This window comes from Azospirillum sp. P4_B5, from assembly GCF_056402275.1.
In genome coordinates this window covers 149,568-165,503 of record NZ_JBFUHT010000010.1, presented here as the reverse complement: position 1 = coordinate 165,503, position 15,936 = coordinate 149,568, and the positions used below count along the sequence as shown (strand labels likewise).

Annotated in this window: 10 protein-coding genes; 2 read left to right on the top strand and 8 right to left on the bottom strand. The window is 68.9% G+C overall.

Features of this window, described 5'->3' with window-relative positions:
- Positions 1 to 2 precede the first annotated feature (2 nt).
- From ccoG (AC1DVI_RS10765) to AC1DVI_RS10750, 4 genes are all read right to left on the bottom strand, one after another.
- Positions 3 to 1,517, bottom strand: coding sequence for a cytochrome c oxidase accessory protein CcoG (gene ccoG / locus AC1DVI_RS10765; protein ID WP_476957959.1), 1,515 nt, complete (start codon positions 1,515 to 1,517; stop codon positions 3 to 5).
- Between the two features lie 190 nt (positions 1,518 to 1,707).
- A complete protein-coding gene (locus tag AC1DVI_RS10760) occupies positions 1,708 to 3,156 on the bottom strand; it encodes an aminotransferase-like domain-containing protein (protein ID WP_476957958.1) in 1,449 nt (482 codons plus the stop codon).
- A gap of 401 nt (positions 3,157 to 3,557) precedes the next feature.
- The gene (ppc, locus tag AC1DVI_RS10755; RefSeq protein ID WP_476957957.1) at positions 3,558 to 6,377 is read right to left on the bottom strand and encodes a phosphoenolpyruvate carboxylase; all 2,820 of its coding nucleotides are present in this window, start codon (positions 6,375 to 6,377) and stop codon (positions 3,558 to 3,560) included.
- 312 nt (positions 6,378 to 6,689) lie between these two features.
- A complete protein-coding gene (locus AC1DVI_RS10750) occupies positions 6,690 to 7,562 on the bottom strand; it encodes an SMP-30/gluconolactonase/LRE family protein (RefSeq protein WP_476957956.1) in 873 nt (290 codons plus the stop codon).
- Between the two features lie 241 nt (positions 7,563 to 7,803).
- On the opposite strand from AC1DVI_RS10750, the gene fbaA reads away from it, so the two are divergent.
- Positions 7,804 to 8,883 (top strand): class II fructose-bisphosphate aldolase, encoded by a 1,080-nt coding sequence (fbaA, locus tag AC1DVI_RS10745; RefSeq protein WP_407823909.1) that lies wholly within the window; start codon positions 7,804 to 7,806, stop codon positions 8,881 to 8,883.
- Between the two features lie 45 nt (positions 8,884 to 8,928).
- Here the strand turns inward: fbaA and AC1DVI_RS10740 are convergent, their stop codons facing one another.
- From AC1DVI_RS10740 to AC1DVI_RS10725, 4 genes are all read right to left on the bottom strand, one after another.
- Positions 8,929 to 9,759, bottom strand: coding sequence for a GH12 family glycosyl hydrolase domain-containing protein (locus AC1DVI_RS10740; protein ID WP_476957955.1), 831 nt, complete (start codon positions 9,757 to 9,759; stop codon positions 8,929 to 8,931).
- A gap of 77 nt (positions 9,760 to 9,836) precedes the next feature.
- Positions 9,837 to 10,691, bottom strand: a complete 855-nt coding sequence (locus AC1DVI_RS10735; RefSeq protein WP_476957954.1) for a glycosyltransferase — start codon at positions 10,689 to 10,691, stop codon at positions 9,837 to 9,839.
- Positions 10,692 to 10,934: 243 nt separating this feature from the next.
- Positions 10,935 to 12,413 (bottom strand): cytochrome c oxidase accessory protein CcoG, encoded by a 1,479-nt coding sequence (gene ccoG / locus AC1DVI_RS10730; RefSeq protein ID WP_476957953.1) that lies wholly within the window; start codon positions 12,411 to 12,413, stop codon positions 10,935 to 10,937.
- A 170-nt stretch (positions 12,414 to 12,583) separates the two neighbouring features.
- Positions 12,584 to 13,291, bottom strand: a complete 708-nt coding sequence (locus tag AC1DVI_RS10725; RefSeq protein ID WP_476957952.1) for a Crp/Fnr family transcriptional regulator — start codon at positions 13,289 to 13,291, stop codon at positions 12,584 to 12,586.
- Positions 13,292 to 13,655: 364 nt separating this feature from the next.
- Between AC1DVI_RS10725 and AC1DVI_RS10720 the strand changes: the two genes are divergently transcribed.
- A complete protein-coding gene (locus AC1DVI_RS10720) occupies positions 13,656 to 15,935 on the top strand; it encodes an ATP-binding protein (protein ID WP_476957951.1) in 2,280 nt (759 codons plus the stop codon).
- Position 15,936 lies beyond the last annotated feature (1 nt).

The following is a 15,936-nucleotide window of genomic DNA, read 5'->3' as shown; positions in this document are numbered from 1 at the left end:
GGTCAGGGAGCGAGGAACACCGTCTCGGCCTGATGGACCACCCCGTCCGACAGGCGGGTCAGGGTGAGGGTCAGCGGCGTGGAGCCGGCCACCGCGGCGCCCGCCGGGGCGCGGACATGGATGCGGTGGGTCTGCACCGTGTCGGGTTCGGCGCCCAGCACCGGTGCTGCGCCATCGGCAGCCCCGCCACCAACTGCCTCGCTACCAACCGCCGTCACCGTGGCGCCGCGGGGGCCGGAGACCGTCAGGCGGTAGCCCTGCGGGGCGGGGGTCATGTTGGAGATCTTGACCGTGTAGCTGTTCTGGATCGCGCCGTCGGACAGGGTGACGTAGATCGGCGCCCGGTCACGCAGGACGGAAACGTCCACCGTCGGCTCCAGCAGCACGCCCAGCGTCATCATCCCGCCGACCACCAGCATCACCAGCGAATAGATGATGGTGCGCGGGCGGACCAGCCGGTAGGGCTCCGGCTTGCGGGCCACGGCCTTGGCCTCCTGGGCGGACTGGGTGTCGTAGCGGATCAGCCCGCCGGGGCGCCCGATGCGGCCCATCACGTCGTCACAGGCGTCGATGCACAGGCCGCAGCTGATGCAGTCCATCTGGAGGCCGTCGCGGATGTCGATGCCGGTCGGGCAGACCTGGACGCAGGCCTTGCAGTCAATGCAGTCGCCGAGCCCTTCGGCGGAACGTTCCGTCCAGCTCTGCTCCTTGCGCAGCGGCGCGCGGCCGTCGCCGCGCCAGTCCTGATAGGTGACGGTGAGGCTCTCATCGTCCAGCAGGGCGGCCTGGATGCGCGGCCAGGGGCAGACATAGACGCACATCTGCTCCCGCATGAAGCCGGCCATGGCGTAGGTGCAGGCGGACATGAACAGGATCCAGCCGGTCGCCACCGGCCCGGGCTGGAAGCGCAGCAGGTCCGCGACGTAGCCCGGCGCGTCCACGAAGTAGAAGAGGGCCGAGGCCCCGGTCGCCAGGGCGATCAGCAGCCAGACCGCGTGCTTGGCCGTCTTCTTGGCCAGCCAGCCGGCGTTGCGCGGGCCGTTGTCCAGCCGGATGCGGGCGCCGCGGTCGCCTTCGATCCATTCCTCCACCTTCACGTAGAGGTCGGTCCACACCGTCTGTGGGCAGGTGTAGCCGCACCAGACGCGGCCGGCCAGCGCGGTCGCCAGGAACAGGCCGACCGCCGCGAGGATCATCGCGCCCGTCAGGTAGTAGATGTGCTGCGGCCAGAGTTCGAGGGCAAACAGGTAGAAGCGCTGGCTGTCCAGATCGAAGAGGATCGCCTGGTTGGGCAGGCCGGCGCCGCGGTCCCAGCGCAGCCAGGGTAGCAGCATGAACAGCGCCAGCAGGCCCACCATCAGCGCCGACTTGATGCGGCGGAACCGGCCGCGCGCCGCCTTCGGGTAGATCTTCTGGTGCGAAGCGTAGAACGGAGCCGGGGCGGAAGAAGCCGGGGTGGACGGGGCCGGAGCGGAGGGCGGCGGGGGAAGGCTGGACGAGCGGGCGAGATTCTGCATGGCGTGCCTCTGCGCAAACATCCGCACCACCCGAGCGGTGGCCTGCGGCATGGCGCCGACTGTATGCCTTCAATCACAGACTTCGCAAGCGTGATTGAATGCATTCAATGGAGGCTGTGTATGGAAAATCCCGATTTTTCGGGGGTCGATCCCTGCAATGCGACACTCTGAAGCAGGCTGTTGACCGGATTCAGATGATCACGCCCGCGGTGGCGGGGGGCAGGACCAGGGCGTCGGCCAGGATCTCCAGCGCGCGGCGGGTCTCGTCGCGGTCCAGCGGAGCGCCCAGGCAGAAGCGCAGGGCCGCGGGCACGTCCGGGGTGGTGGCGAAGGCCTCCGCGGCCACCGCCGAAATGCCCCGGCTGCGCAGGTGGGCGGTGAACTCCCCGCCGGTCCAGCCGTCCGGCAGGGTGAGCCAGAGATGGAAGGCCTCCCGCTTGGTGATGATCCGTTCCGCCGGCAGGAGCGATTCGGCGAGCGCCCGGCGGGCCATGGCCTCCGCCCGGATGGCGTCGCGCACGGCCTCCGCGGTGCCGTCGGCGATCCACAGCCGGGCGATGGCGGCGGACAGGGGGGCGGCGATCAGCGTGGTCGCCCGCTGCGCCACCGCCACCCGGCGGGCCTGCCGGGCGTCGGGCGCCGCCACATAGGCGATGCGCAGCGCCGGGGACACGCATTTTGCAAGCCCGGCGACGTGGTAGGTCAGCTCCGGCGCGAAAGCGGCCAGCGGCGGCGGCGCCGTTTCCGGCAGCGGGCCGTAGATGTCGTCCTCGATGATCGGAACGCCATGGTCGCGCACCGCCGCAACGACCGCCCGCCGCCGCTCCTCCGGCATGGTCGCGGTGGTCGGGTTGTGGAAAGTCGGGATGCAGTAGAGCGCCTTGGGCCGGTGCTCGGCGAGCGCGGCGCGCAGCGCGTCGGGGTCGATGCCGTCCGCGTCCATCGGAACGCCGACCACCCGCAGCCCGAGCTGGGCCGCCGCGGCGCGGAAGCCGGGGTAGGTCAGCGCTTCCGCGCAGACCGTGTCGCCGGGGCGGGCCAGGGCGGAGAGCAGGGCGAGCAGGGCGGCCTGCGTGCCGGGCGCAACCAACACCCGCTCCGCCGTCAGGCCGGGCAGGCGATGGCGCAGCCAATGGACCGCCGCCTCGCGGTCCTCCGGGCTGTCGGCCCCGTCCGGGTAGCGCAGCAGGTCCGGTAGCCCCAGAGCCGCGGTGGCCGCGGCGACGCCGCGGGTCATGCGGGCGGTGAGCGCGGCGGCGTCCTCCGGCTGCGGCGGCTGGTTCATCGCCATGCTGACGGCCAGCGGGACCGTGCCAACGGTGGTGTGCGGCTCCGCGGCGAAGGGCGGGGGAACATGGCTGGTCTTGCGCACGAAGGTGCCCTGCCCGACCCGCGCGTCCACCAGCCCGCGGTGGCGCGCCTCCCCGTAGGCGCGGCTGACGGTGGTGAAGTCGATGCCCAGCCGGTCGGCCAGGATCCGCTGCGGGGGCAGCCGGTCGCCGGGCCTCAGCCGCCCCGCGCCGATGTCCGCCGCGATGGCGTCGGCGATGGCGATGTAGACGGGCCGGCTGCGGTCCTCCAGCGAGGGCGCCCAGTCGATGGGGTGGGAAGCGTTTTGAGGGGCGGGAAGCTGCGGCATGGTGATCCTTGCAGGGAGGCGGGGCGCTCCCTTCCAGACATTAGGCCCGGCATTGTATGGATTGTCAATGTGCGCGTCGGGAATGTACCACCGGCCGCGCCAGCCCCCGTTCATCGCGGGGTGTTCCACCCTGGACAACAGGCTCCGCAGCCAAAGCGTGCGCAGAAAAAAGGCCACCGGGGTGGTCCCCGATGGCCTTCGAGTCTAGGGAGGAAACGTCCAGGACGTCGCGCCAGCCGCCGCAACGGCGGCCCACAACGCTTGAACACAAGGGAAGCATACTAATATATTAATATGAAAGCAAGCAGGAAATCGGGGGTGGCAATCCATATTCGACGCCGCCGTTCGATCTCGCCGCCCCCATCCCGCAGGATTGACGGGATGGGGTATCGGGTGATGGGTCAGCCGCTGTTGCGCAGGCCGGCGGCGACGCCGTTGATCGACATCAGGATGCCGCGCCGCACCCGCTCGTCGCTGCTGCCGGCGCGGTGGCGCCGCAGAAGCTCGACCTGGACGTGGTTCAGCGGGTCCATGTAGGGGAAGCGGTTGCGGATCGACCGCGCCAGCAGCGGATTCTCGCCCAGCAGCTCGTCATGCCCGGCGATGGCCAGCAGATGGCGGCGGGTGCGCTGCCACTCTTCGCGGATGCGGCCGAAGATGCGCTCGCGCAGCTCGACGTCCTCCACAAGCTCGGCGTAGCGCGAGGCGATGGCGAGGTCGCTCTTGGCCAGCACCATGTCCATGTTGGACAGCAGCGACTTGAAGAAGGGCCAGGCGCGGTTCATGCGCTGGAGCAGGGCGAGCCCGTCCGGCTCCTCCTTCAGCCAAGCCTCCACGGCGCTGCCGAAGCCGTACCAGCCCGGCAGCATCAGGCGGCACTGCGCCCAGGAGAAGACCCAGGGAATGGCGCGCAGGTCCTCGATGCGGTCCGACTTGGTGCGCGAGGCCGGACGGCTGCCGATGTTCAGCGTGGCGATTTCCGAGATCGGCGTGGCCGTGCGGAAATACTGGGTGAAGCCCGGCGTCTCGTAGACCAGCCCGCGGTAGGCGCCGAAGGCCAGCTCCGACAGCCGCTCCATCGCCGCGTAGAAGGACTCCGCCGGTTCGACGCGGTTCTCCAGGTCGAGCAGGGTGGCCTCCAGCGTCGCCGCGGTCAGGACTTCCAGGTTGCGCTGCCCGACCTCGGGCCGCCCGTACTTCGAGGCGATGACCTCGCCCTGCTCGGTGATGCGGATCTGGCCGGACACCGCGCCGGTCGGCTGGGCCAGGATCGCCTGATAGCTGGGGCCGCCGCCGCGGCCGACCGAGCCGCCGCGGCCGTGGAACAGCCGCATGCGCACGCCGTGCCGGTCGAACAGCTTCGCCAGCTCGATCTCCGCCTTGTACAGCTCCCAGCCGGAGGTCAGGAAGCCGCCGTCCTTGTTGCTGTCCGAATAGCCGAGCATCACCTCCTGCTCGCCCCCGCGCGAGGTGACGAGGGCGCGGTAGGCGGGCAGGGTGAACAGCCGCTCCATCGTCGCCGGGGCCTGCCGGAGATCCTCAATGGTCTCGAACAGCGGGACGATGTTGAGGCCGAGCGCCGGAGCGCCCCCCGCCTCCGGGCGCAGCAGGCCGGATTCCTTGAGAAGCAGCGCCACCTCCAGCAGGTCGGACGCGCCGTCCGTCTTGGAGATGATGCTGTTCGGCAGGGCGGCGGGGCCGTAGGTCTCGCGCAGCTGGCGGGCGGCGAAGAAGATCGCCAGCTCGCCCGCCGTCTCCTCCGAATAGACGTGGTAGGGCGAGTGGAGCGGGCGCGGGCTCTGGATTTCCTCGGCCAGCAGGGCGATGCGCTCGTCCTCCGACAGGGCGGCGTAGTCGGCGCAGCGGCCGGCCACGGCCAGCAGCTCCGCCACCGTGCGCTGGTGCACGTCGGAGTTCTGGCGCAGGTCGATGGGCGCCAGATGGAAGCCGAAGGTCTTCACCGCGATGATCAGGCGGCGCAGCCGCCCGGCGGCCAGACGGCCTGCCCCGTGGGCCTTCAGCGAGGCGGCCAGCACCTCCAGATCGGCCAGCAGCTCGGCGCTGGTGGCGTAGGGATCGCCCTTGCCGACCGCGTTGCGCAGCGCCTCATGCTGGTCGAGCGTGCGCGAGGTCGCCGCCAGACGGGCGTAGATGCCGGTCAGGGCGCGGCGGAACGGCTCGTCGGCGCGGTGCGGCGAATGGTCGGGGGAGCGCTTGGCCAGCGCCTCCAGCTCCGGAGAGGTGCCGAGCAGCAGCTCGGACAGCGGCAGCTCGCCGCCCAGCTCGTGGATCTCGGTCAGATAGTGGTCGAGCGCGGCGGTCGATTGCAGGCGCATCGCCTCGCGCAGGATCGGCGCCGTGACGAAGGGATTGCCGTCGCGGTCGCCGCCGATCCAGGAACCGATGCGGAAATAGGGCGGCAGCGACCACTCCCGCTCGGGGAAGCGCTTGGCCAGCAGATCCTCGAAGCGGCAGAACAGCTTCGGCAGCTCGGAGAAAAAGGTGTCGGTGTAGTAGGAGATGCCGTTCTTCACCTCGTCGATCACGGCGAGGCGCTGCGGGCGCAGCATGCGGGTGCGCCACAGGGTCAGGATGGCCTCCTGCAGCGCGTCCATGTTGGCCTCCGCCTCCTCCGGCGTCAGGCGGGAGCGGTCGCGGGTGTCGAGCAGGGACGCCACCTTGTGCTCCAGCGCCAGGATGCTCTTGCGCTGGACCTCGGTCGGGTGGGCGGTCAGCACCGGGCTGACCTGGGCGATGTCCAGCACGCCGGCCAGCCGGTCCGGTCCGACCCCGGCGGCCTCCAGCCGTTCCAGCGCGTAGGGCAGGGTGCCCTCGCGCGCCGGCGAGCCGGCGATGGCGTGGTCGCGGGTGCGGCGGATGTGGTGCTGGTCCTCGGCGATGTTGGCGAGGTGCAGGAAATAGGAGAAGGCGCGCACCACCGACATCATCGTGTCGCGCGGCAGACCGTTCAGGATCTCGGCCATCTCGCGGCGGGCGGAGTCGTCGTCGTCGCGGTTGAAGCGGACCGAGGCCTGGCGCACGTTCTCGATGACGCCGTAGACGCCGTCGCCCTCCTGCTCGCGCACCGTGTCGCCGAGCAGGCGGCCGAGCAGGCGAATGTCCTCGCGCAGCGGGAAATCCTTGTCGTCGATGCCAGTGTCGGTGCCGGTTTCGGCGTCGGTGACCGGAGCGGTGGAATGGAGGGAGGCGTCGGTGGTCATCGTGGGTCGCTCCGGCTGTGCGAAGGTGGAACCGTCGAGAAAGGATATGCTTGCAACTGTAAAGCAGTTTGCTGCACCTGCTAAAGCCCTTTTCCCCTTGTGGGAGAACGGCTTCGGCACGGTTGCGGACGCCGCCGCCCCGGTGGCGCCGGATAGGCTGCGGTGTCCGCACAGATCTATCACCTGGGGGCGGCACCCGCCACGACGGCGCGCGGTCCTTCCGCCATGCGGTGACGGCTGCTGTTCAGCAGGGGAGTTATACTAGTATATCAAATTCGCTGGCAAGACCGGCGGCTAAGACCCGCAGTTTGCTCATGGCGCGCCGAACCGTCCCGGCGGCAGCCCGGCGACGCCGGGCGTACAGGCGAACAGCCCGCCGGCCAGCGGCTCCCCGGCCGGCGCGTCGTGGGCGGCGGTGGTGATGAACAGCTGGTCCAGGCCCGGCCCGCCGAAGGCGCAGGAGGTGACGTTGGACGCCGGCAGCCGCACCACCCGGTCCAGCGTCCCGTCCGGCCGGAAGCGGCTGACCCGCCCGCCGCTCCAGTGGGCGACCCAGAGATGCTCCTCGGCGTCGCAGGTCATGCCGTCGGGATAGCCGTCCTCCTCGCCGAAGCGGAGGTGGACGCGCTTGTCGGACAGTGAACCATCCCCGGCCAGGGTGAAGGCGAAGATGGTCCGGGACGGGCTGTCGGTGTGGTAGAGCGTCCGCCCATCCGGGGACAGGGCGGGGCCGTTGCTGACCGTGTAGCCCTCGTCCACCCGCTCCACGCGACTGTCCGGCCTGACGCGGTACAGCGCGCCGGAGGCGTCCTGTTCCGCGTCGTCCATGCTGCCCACCCACAACCGCCCCGCCGCATCGGCCATGGCGTCGTTCAGGCGGTTGCCGGGTGTATCCTCCTCCAGCCGCACAAGCTCACGGCCGATGGTCAGCCGGTCGCCGTCGAGCGTCAGGCCGACCAGCCGGCGCGAACGCAGCCCGGCGACGAAGCCAGCGCCGTCCGCCCGCTCGACCAGCCAGCAGGCGGCCTCCTCCAGCGGCCAGTCGCGGCCCCGACCGTCGGCGGGTGTGTAGCGCAGCAGGCGCGACCCGCGGATGTCCACGGCGAACAGGGCGTTGCGCGACGGCGACCAGACCGGCCCCTCGCCAAGCTGTGCGCCCGCCTCCCAGACACAGTGAGCGTCCATGGTCCCGGTCTCCTTACCATTGCGGTCCTGCAAGGCGCCGCGGGTCCTTTCGTCACAGGTCCAGGGTGGCTTTCGCGGCAAGTCTTTTGCAGCGTTCCGGCGCGGGAAGTGGCAAAAAGAGCGCGTGGCGTTCGCCGGTCCCATGCCCATATGGGGCTTGACCGAACGATCGAACCGACGTTTGAACCAACCTTTGAGCCGACGTTTCAAGGCAGTATTTTTCCGAGGGAGGAATTCACCCATGTCTGCCCCGACCCGACTGAAGCCCGGCGTCGTGACCGGAGAGGACTACCGCGCGCTGATCGCCGCCTGCCAGGACGGCGGTTACGCTCTGCCGGCGGTCAACGTGGTCGGCACCAACGGCATCAACGCCGTCCTCGAGGCGGCGGCGAAGAACCGCTCCGACGTGATCGTGCAGCTGTCCAACGGCGGCGCCCGCTTCTACGCCGGCGAGGGCATGAAGGACGCGCTCCAGGCGCGCATCCTCGGCGCCGTGTCGGCGGCCCAGCACGTCCATCTGCTGGCCGAGCAGTACGGTGTCTGCGTCGTCCTGCACACCGACCACGCCAACAAGGGCCTGATCCCCTGGGTCGAGGGCATGATCGGCCACGGCGAGGAGCATTTCCGCCGCACCGGCCGTCCGCTGTTCAGCTCGCACATGCTCGACCTGTCGGAGGAGTCGCTGGACTTCAACCTGTCGGAATGCGCCCGCATCCTCAAGCGCCTCGCCCCGCTGGGCATGAGCCTGGAGATCGAGCTGGGCGTGACCGGCGGCGAGGAGGACGGCATCGGGTCGGAGGACCTGGACGCCGCCAACAACGCCCACCTCTACACCCAGCCGGAAGACGTGCTGCGCGCCTATGAGGAGCTGTCGCCCATCGGCCACTTCTCGGTCGCGGCCTCCTTCGGCAACGTCCACGGCGTCTACGCCCCGGGCAACGTGAAGCTGCGCCCGGAGATCCTCGGCGCCTCGCAGTCCCTGGTGGCGGAGCGTCACGGCGGCGGCGCCAAGCCGCTGGCCCTGGTGTTCCACGGCGGTTCGGGGTCGGAGAAGGAGAAGATCGCCCAGGCGGTCGGCTTCGGCGTGTTCAAGATGAACATCGACACCGACACCCAGTTCGCCTTCGCCGAGTCCATCGGCGGCTTCGTGCTGGAGAACGAGGCGGCTTTCCGCCATCAGATCGACCCGCAGTCGGGCAAGCCGCTGAAGAAGCTGTACGACCCGCGCAAGTGGCTGCGCCTGGGCGAGCAGGGCATGGTCCGCCGCCTGGACGAGGCCTTCGCCGATCTGGGCGCCGCCGGCAAGTCGCTGGCCGGCTGATTTGGTCAAAACGTGGGGGTGGGGGGCCGGCACGGCCGCTCACCCCTACACCGACGGCACCACCCCGATCACCGGGTCCGGCGGCGTCGCAATCATCGCCGGAGCCGGGGCCGGAGCCGGGGGCGCCGTGAAATCCACGGCCAGTTGCTCGACCGTCATCGACCCGGCGCCCGCCGCCACCTCCGCGCCGAACTGGAAGCCCAGGATCCAGTCCGTCTCGCTGACGATCCCGCGGGTCTGAAGCTCGTCCAGCAACCCGTCCAGGTCCAGCGTCCCGGCAAGCCGGTCGTCGCCGTATTGCAGGACCGTGTATTCCCAGTCGATCGGATTGCCGTCCACCCCACCGCTGAACAGCGGCTTGTTCCACAGGGTGGCGTCCCCCTGCGCGTCGGTCAGCGTGGCGACCGGCTCCCCGGCGGGGGTGAAAAAGCCGCTGTGCAGCCACACCATCACCTCGTCGGTCACGCCCTCGATCCCCTTGGCCGGGTCGTCGCCGATCCACAGGCTGACGGCGACGTTGTAGAGGTTCGTGGCACCGGTCAGGCCGACCTTGTAGGTCACGTCGAAGTTGGGCAGGTCGGCGATCCGCGCCGGCAGGACCGCGCTGGTGGACGGCGCACCATTCCACGGGTTGACGCCGTGGGTCAGCTCCGGATAGGCGCGTACCGGGTAATTCTCGTAGGTCAAGGCGCGCCGGCTGTCGTAGGGCCAATTCCAGCTGATCACCGTCCCGTTGGGAAACGTCGCCTCGTTGAGGACGATGGACTGGGTGAAGTCCTTGCCGTTGCGGTAGCCGCCCGGATTCCAGACGTTGCTGCTGGCCGCCCAGCCGCCCGCATCCAGGCGGTCGGCGCTTCCCGTCAGCGTCGTGGTCATGGTGGGTCCCCGCTCCGTCCTGTTCTGTCCGGCGTCGGGGCTTCAACAGAGGCGGTCGGCGAAGATCGCGGCGGCGTTCAGCCCCCCAGGGAAAGCCGGCGGTCGATGTCGCGGGCGAGCCGATCCATCGGGCTCGTCGGCTCGATGACGTCGCGCCACTTGTTGTGCCAATGGAAGCAGAAGGCGCCGGGGAAGAAGCTGTCGAGGTCGAACGCGACCGGCGACGCCGTCATGAAGTCGTTGAAGTGAAGCACCGAATTGTCGATCCACCCGGCGTCGAACCAGGGGCACGGCAGCACCAGGATGTCCATCGGCGTGTCGTAGACCAAGCCGGCCTGCTGGAAACCCCAGCCGCGCCCGCGGTTGCGGATGAACTCGATGTTGCCCTTCATCGCCTCCGATCGCGGCGTGGGGGAGATGTAGAGCGCGCCGTTGGGATAGTTCTGCCGCTCCCATCGATAGGCCAGGATCTTGCCGGGAAACTGGTTCAGGAGCGGCGTGACGCTCCTCAGGAACAGGCAGTCGAGGTCGAACCACACGCCGCCGTATTTGTAGAGCAGGATGTACCGGACGATGTCGGAGTAGAAGGACGCGTCGATCGACCGCCCGAAGTCGTTTCCCTCGAGAAAGGTGCCGCGGCATTCGTCGCGCTCGGAAAAGGCGCGGATCTCGGCGTATTCGCTGATTTCACTCGGATATCCGTTCTCGACGCCGTTCTGCGTCCAGAGGATGATTTTGTTCGCGCGGCCACGGACGTTGAACAGATGGCAGCTTTTCACTGAAATGAGGTGCTTCTCGTTCAGCGGGCCGTCCCAATAGGCGTGGAAGGTGAGCGGTTCGGCCGGGGGCGTCTCGTCCTTGATGAGCTTGGCGATCTCGAGCGCCAGAAGTTCATGGGAGAAATCCTCCGGCGAGAACTTTAGCACTTCCATCGATGGACCCTTCACGACGCCGTTCTTGGGGGATCTCCCGCCGAACGCCGTTATGCAACAGGTCCGGCGGGGCAAGCAACCTCACCCTCCCGACGGGAAGCCTTCACTTGCCCTTGCGGGTCAGCAGGAAGGCGAAGACGCCGATGGTGACGACGAAGACGCTGACGGCGCCGGCCAGGGCGATGTAGGTGGTGGTGTCGAAGTTCATGGCGCAACCTCCATCGGTTGAAGAGACAGGCAGGGTCAGGGAGCGAGGAAGACGGTCTCGTGCTGGACGGTCAGCCCGTCCGGCTGGCGGGTGACGACGAAGGCCGTGGGGGTCGAGGGCTGGCGCAGCGCCTCCTTCGGCACGCGGACCAGCACGCGGTGGGTCGCCACGCTGTCGGGATCGGCCTCGACCAGGACGGAGCCTTCCGCCGCCTCGCCCTCGCCGCCGGCCACCGACAGGACGGCGCCGGGAAGGCCGGTGACGGACAGGCGATAGCTCTGGGCCGCCCGCGTCATGTTCAGGACCTTGACCGTGTAGGCGTTCTGGATGTCGCCGTTGGACAGGGTGACGAACAGCGGCGCGCGGTCGCGCAGGATGTTCACGTCGACCTTCGGCTTCAGCACCAGACCGGTAGCCATCATCCCGCCGACGACGGTCAGCAGCAGCGTGTAGATGATCGTCCGTGGGCGTACCGGCTTGAACGCCGGCTTGGCTCCGTTGGCCCGCGCGATCTGGGCGTTCAGGGAATCGAAGCGGACCAGATCGCCGGGCCGCCCGATCTTTGCCATCACGTCGTTGCAGGCGTCCACGCACAGGCCGCAGCCGATGCAGGCGAGCTGCGGGCCGTTGCGGATGTCCACCCCGGTCGGGCAGACATGGACGCAGGCTCCGCAATCGATGCAGTCGCCCAGCCCCTTCGCCTTGCGCTCCTCCCAGCTTTGCGAGCGCTTCAGGTGGCCGCGGCCCTCGCCGCGCCAGTCCTCATAGGTGACGGTCAGGCTCTCCTCGTCCTGCATCGCCGCCTGGAAGCGCGGCCAGGGGCACATGTAGATGCACACCTGCTCGCGCGCGTGGCCGGCCAGCAGATAAGTCGTCGCGGTGAACAGCCCGATGAACAGCAGGACGTTCGAGGTCGCCTCGAACCGCAGCATCTCCAGCGCCAGCGTCGGGGCGTCGTTGAAGTAGAAGACCCAGGCCCCGCCGGTCAGCAGAGCGATCAGCAGCCACGCGGCGTGCTTGGCCGCCTTCTTTGCCAGCTTGGCCGGCGACCAGGGGGCGTGATCCAGGCGGATGCGGTCGCCGCGGTCGCCCTCGATCCGGCGCTCCACCCACAGGAACAGGTCGCTCCACACCGTCTGCGGGCAGGCGTAGCCGCACCAGACGCGGCCGGCGAGCGCGGTCGCCAGGAACAGGCCGATCGCCCCCAGGATCAGCGCGCCGGTCAGGTAATAGACCTGCTGCGGCCACAGCTCGATGAAGAAGAAATACAGGCGGCGGCCCGGCATATCCACCAGCACCGCCTGATCCGGCGCGTTGGGGCCGCGGTCCCAGCGAATCCAGGGGGTGACGTAGTAGAGGCCGAGCAGAAGGATCAGCGTCAGCCATTTCAGCCGGCGGAAGGTGCCGCCGACCGACTTCGGGTAAATCTTGCTGTATTTGGCGTAGAGGCCGCTTTTGCGCGCAGGTTCCGCGGGATGGGGGGCGGTAGACGGTTCGGTGGTGGAAACGCTCATCATGGTCGTCCGTGGTTCGGCCCGCGGACACATGGGGCAAGGGCGGGGCAGGGGGCGGGCCGTCCCCGCAGGCTAGGGAGACGGCGCGGCGCCGCCTTTGCGAATCCGCAAACGGACGGGGGTGGCGGGCGATTTTTGTCGGAGGGGCGCTGGGGTGGGGGCAAGCGCCTCTACCCGTCCAGCGTCACCGCCTCCAGCGCGGACAGGTCGCAGACGAAGACGTTCGGCGCCCTCTCGACCACGAAACCCGCGCGCTTGAACTCCGCGATGGTGCGGCTGGCCGTCTCCATGCCGACGCCGAGCATGGCGCCCAAATCCTCGCGGCCCGACAGCAGGACCGGATCGTTCGGAGCATCGGCGGCGAGCTTCAGGAACAGTCGGGCCAGCCGCCGCCGGGCGCTGCCGGTGGACAGCTCGGTCAGCCACTCGTCGGCCTGATGCAGGGATTGATACCAGCGCTCCATCAGGCGGGCGTGCAGACGCGGCGTTTCCTTGCTCAGCCGCTCGACCACCGCACGGGGCAGGCGGCAGGTCTCGGCCTCCTGAAGCACGACGGCGGTGTGCTCGTAGGGCTTGCCGACCAGCACCTCCAGCCCGGCCACGGCGCCCCGGCGGAGCAGCCGGACGATGCGCTGCGTGCCGTCGGGGAGGAACTGGACCAGCTTCACCAGCCCGCTGCGGATCGTGTAGAGGGAGCCGCCCTCGTCCCCCGCGCTGTAGAGCGTGGCGCCGGGCTGGAAGCGCAACTCGTCGATGGGAATGTGGATCAGGTCGAAATCCTGGTCGCGCAGGTCGCCGAACAGGACGAGGTCCCGTATGGCGCAGCTGCTGCAGCGCGCGGTGCCCAGCCGCGCGGCGTCGATTCCGTTCCGATGCACCCCTGCCCGCCTTCCGTCCGCTGGCCCCGTTCCGCCCGAAGCTCCAGAGCGAATTTTACGCGGTCCGGTCGAAAAGTTCCAACCGCGTGGATCCGCCCCGGGCGATATCCCGTATCCTGTTCCACCCCCCTACCCACGTTGCGCCCAACGAAAGGCAATCTATATGACTAATAGCTTATGATCTTATTCTGAAGTGGTATTGTCTCAGTCGATCCCCGGCGATAACCAAAGAGATGCCCGCAACGTGAAACATTCGACATTATCTGAAATCATCGAATAGACCGCACGGCGAGCAGGGCATTAAGGAGCGACCTATTGGATTTTCTTTGTTTTTGGAGTGAACGCTGCCGCAAGGACCGGCGCCATGACCGTCGGTGATTTGGATCTCGACGCCTGCAGCCGGGAACCGATCCATCGCCCCGGCAGCATCCAGCCTCACGGCATGCTGTTGGCCTTTTCCGGAAACGACGTCGGCGCCACTCTGATCCAGGCAAGCGCCAACGCTGCGCCGGCGCTTGCCCTGCCGCTGGAGCAGGCGTTGGGTCAGCCGTTGGAACGAGCGCTCCACCCGCAGATCGCCACCACAGTCCGCTCTTTCCTTGCCGCCGGTCCGGTGCCGTCCCGCCCGGTGCCAGTCACCGTGACCGAACTGCCCGGTGCCGGCCGTCACCAGCTTCTCGCCCACGCCGTTCCCGACGCGGCGGGCAACGGTGTGGTGATCCTGGAGCTGGAACGGCTGGACGGGCAGGAGACCGACCTTCTCGACCACGTCTACCCGCGCATGCGCGAGGCGCTGGAGCGGCTGGACGCGTTGAACGCGCCGGCGGACCTCCTGAACTGCGCCGCGCAGGAGGTGCGGGCACTCACCGGCTTCGACCGCGTGCTGATCTACCGCTTCGACGCCGATTGGCACGGCACGGTGGTGGCGGAAGACGGGAACGGGCGGTTGCCCTCCTACATGGATCTGCGCTTTCCCGCCTCCGACATCCCCACCCAGGCGCGCGAGTTGTACCGGCTGAACCGCCAGCGGCTGATCCCCGATGCCGGCTACGCCCCGGTGCCGCTGGTCGCGCTGCCGCCGGTTCCCGCCGGGGCGGCGCCGCTGGATCTCAGCCTCTCCGTCCTGCGCAGCGTGTCGCCGGTGCATGTGCAATACATGCGGAACATGGAAACCGCCTCTTCCATGTCGGTGTCGATCCTGCTGCACGGGGTCTTGTGGGGGCTGGTCTCCTGCCACCACCGGGAGCCGAGGGCGGTGTCCTACGCCGTGCGCTCGGCCTGCGACCTGATCGCCCAGATCCTGTCGGTGCGCATCGCCGCGGTGGAGGACCGGCGCGACGCGGAGCACCGCATCGCCCTGCAATCCATCCAGGCGCGGCTGCTGGCCGCCATGGCCCAGGTCGATCCCTTCATCGCCGGCCTGACCGAGCATCCCGACGACCTGCTGCGCTTCGCCAACGCCAGCGGAGCCGCCGTCGTCTTCGAACGGCGCTGTACGCTGGTCGGCGACACCCCGACGGAAGAGCAGGTGCGCGACCTCGTAAACTGGTTGGCCACCCAGGGCGAGCCGGAGCAATTCGAGACCGACAGTCTGCCCGCCCTCTACCGGGCCGCCGCGGACTTCGAAGGCAAGGCTGCGGGGCTGCTGGCCATCGCCGTGTCGAAGCTGCACGCCAGCTACGTGCTGTGGTTCCGGCCCGAGGTGGTGCGCACCGTCCGCTGGGGCGGTGACCCGCGCAAGCCGCTCGACCGCGACGGGCAGCGATTGTCCCCTCGTGCCTCTTTCGAGACGTGGAAGGAGACGGTGCGCCACCGCGCGCTGCCCTGGACCGCGGCGGAGCGCGACACCGCCGCCGCGCTGCGCCACGCCGTCATCGGCATCGTCCTGCGCAAGGCCGAGGAGCTGGCGGCCCTGTCGCGGGAACTGGCGCGCTCCAACAAGGAGCTGGAGTCCTTCTCCTACTCCGTTTCCCACGACCTGCGCGCGCCGTTCCGCCACATCGTCGGTTACGCCGAGCTGTTGCAGGAGCTGGAGTCGGACCAGTTGAGCGCCACCGGAAAGCGCTATCTGGACGTCATCGTGGACGCGGCTAACAGCGCCGGCACGCTGGTGGACAATCTGCTGCACTTCTCCCAGATGGGACGCAGCGAGCTGACCCCCGTCTCGGTGGACATGAACGCCCTGGTGGCGGAGGTGCGGGAAACGCTGGCGCCCGACACCGCCGGACGGGCGATCGAATGGAACATCGCCCCGCTGCCCACGGTGCGCGGCGATCCCGTGATGATGCGGCTGGTTCTGCAAAATCTATTGTCGAACGCCATCAAATACTCCCGCGCCCGGGAACCGGCGCGCATCGCCGTGGGTTGCGAAGACCGGCCCACCGAAACCATCTTCTTCGTCAGGGACAACGGGGTCGGCTTCAACCAAGCCTACGAGAAGAAGCTGTTCGGGGTCTTCCAGCGGCTGCACCGCAACGAGGAATTCGAAGGCATCGGCATCGGCCTGGCCAACGTCCGCCGCGCCGTGGAGCGCCACGGCGGACGGACCTGGGCCGACGGGCGGCTCGACAAAGGGGCGATCTTCTACTTCACGCTGCCGAAGGCCGGGATGGCGAAACCGGATCCGCGCGATCTCGATGAGTGAC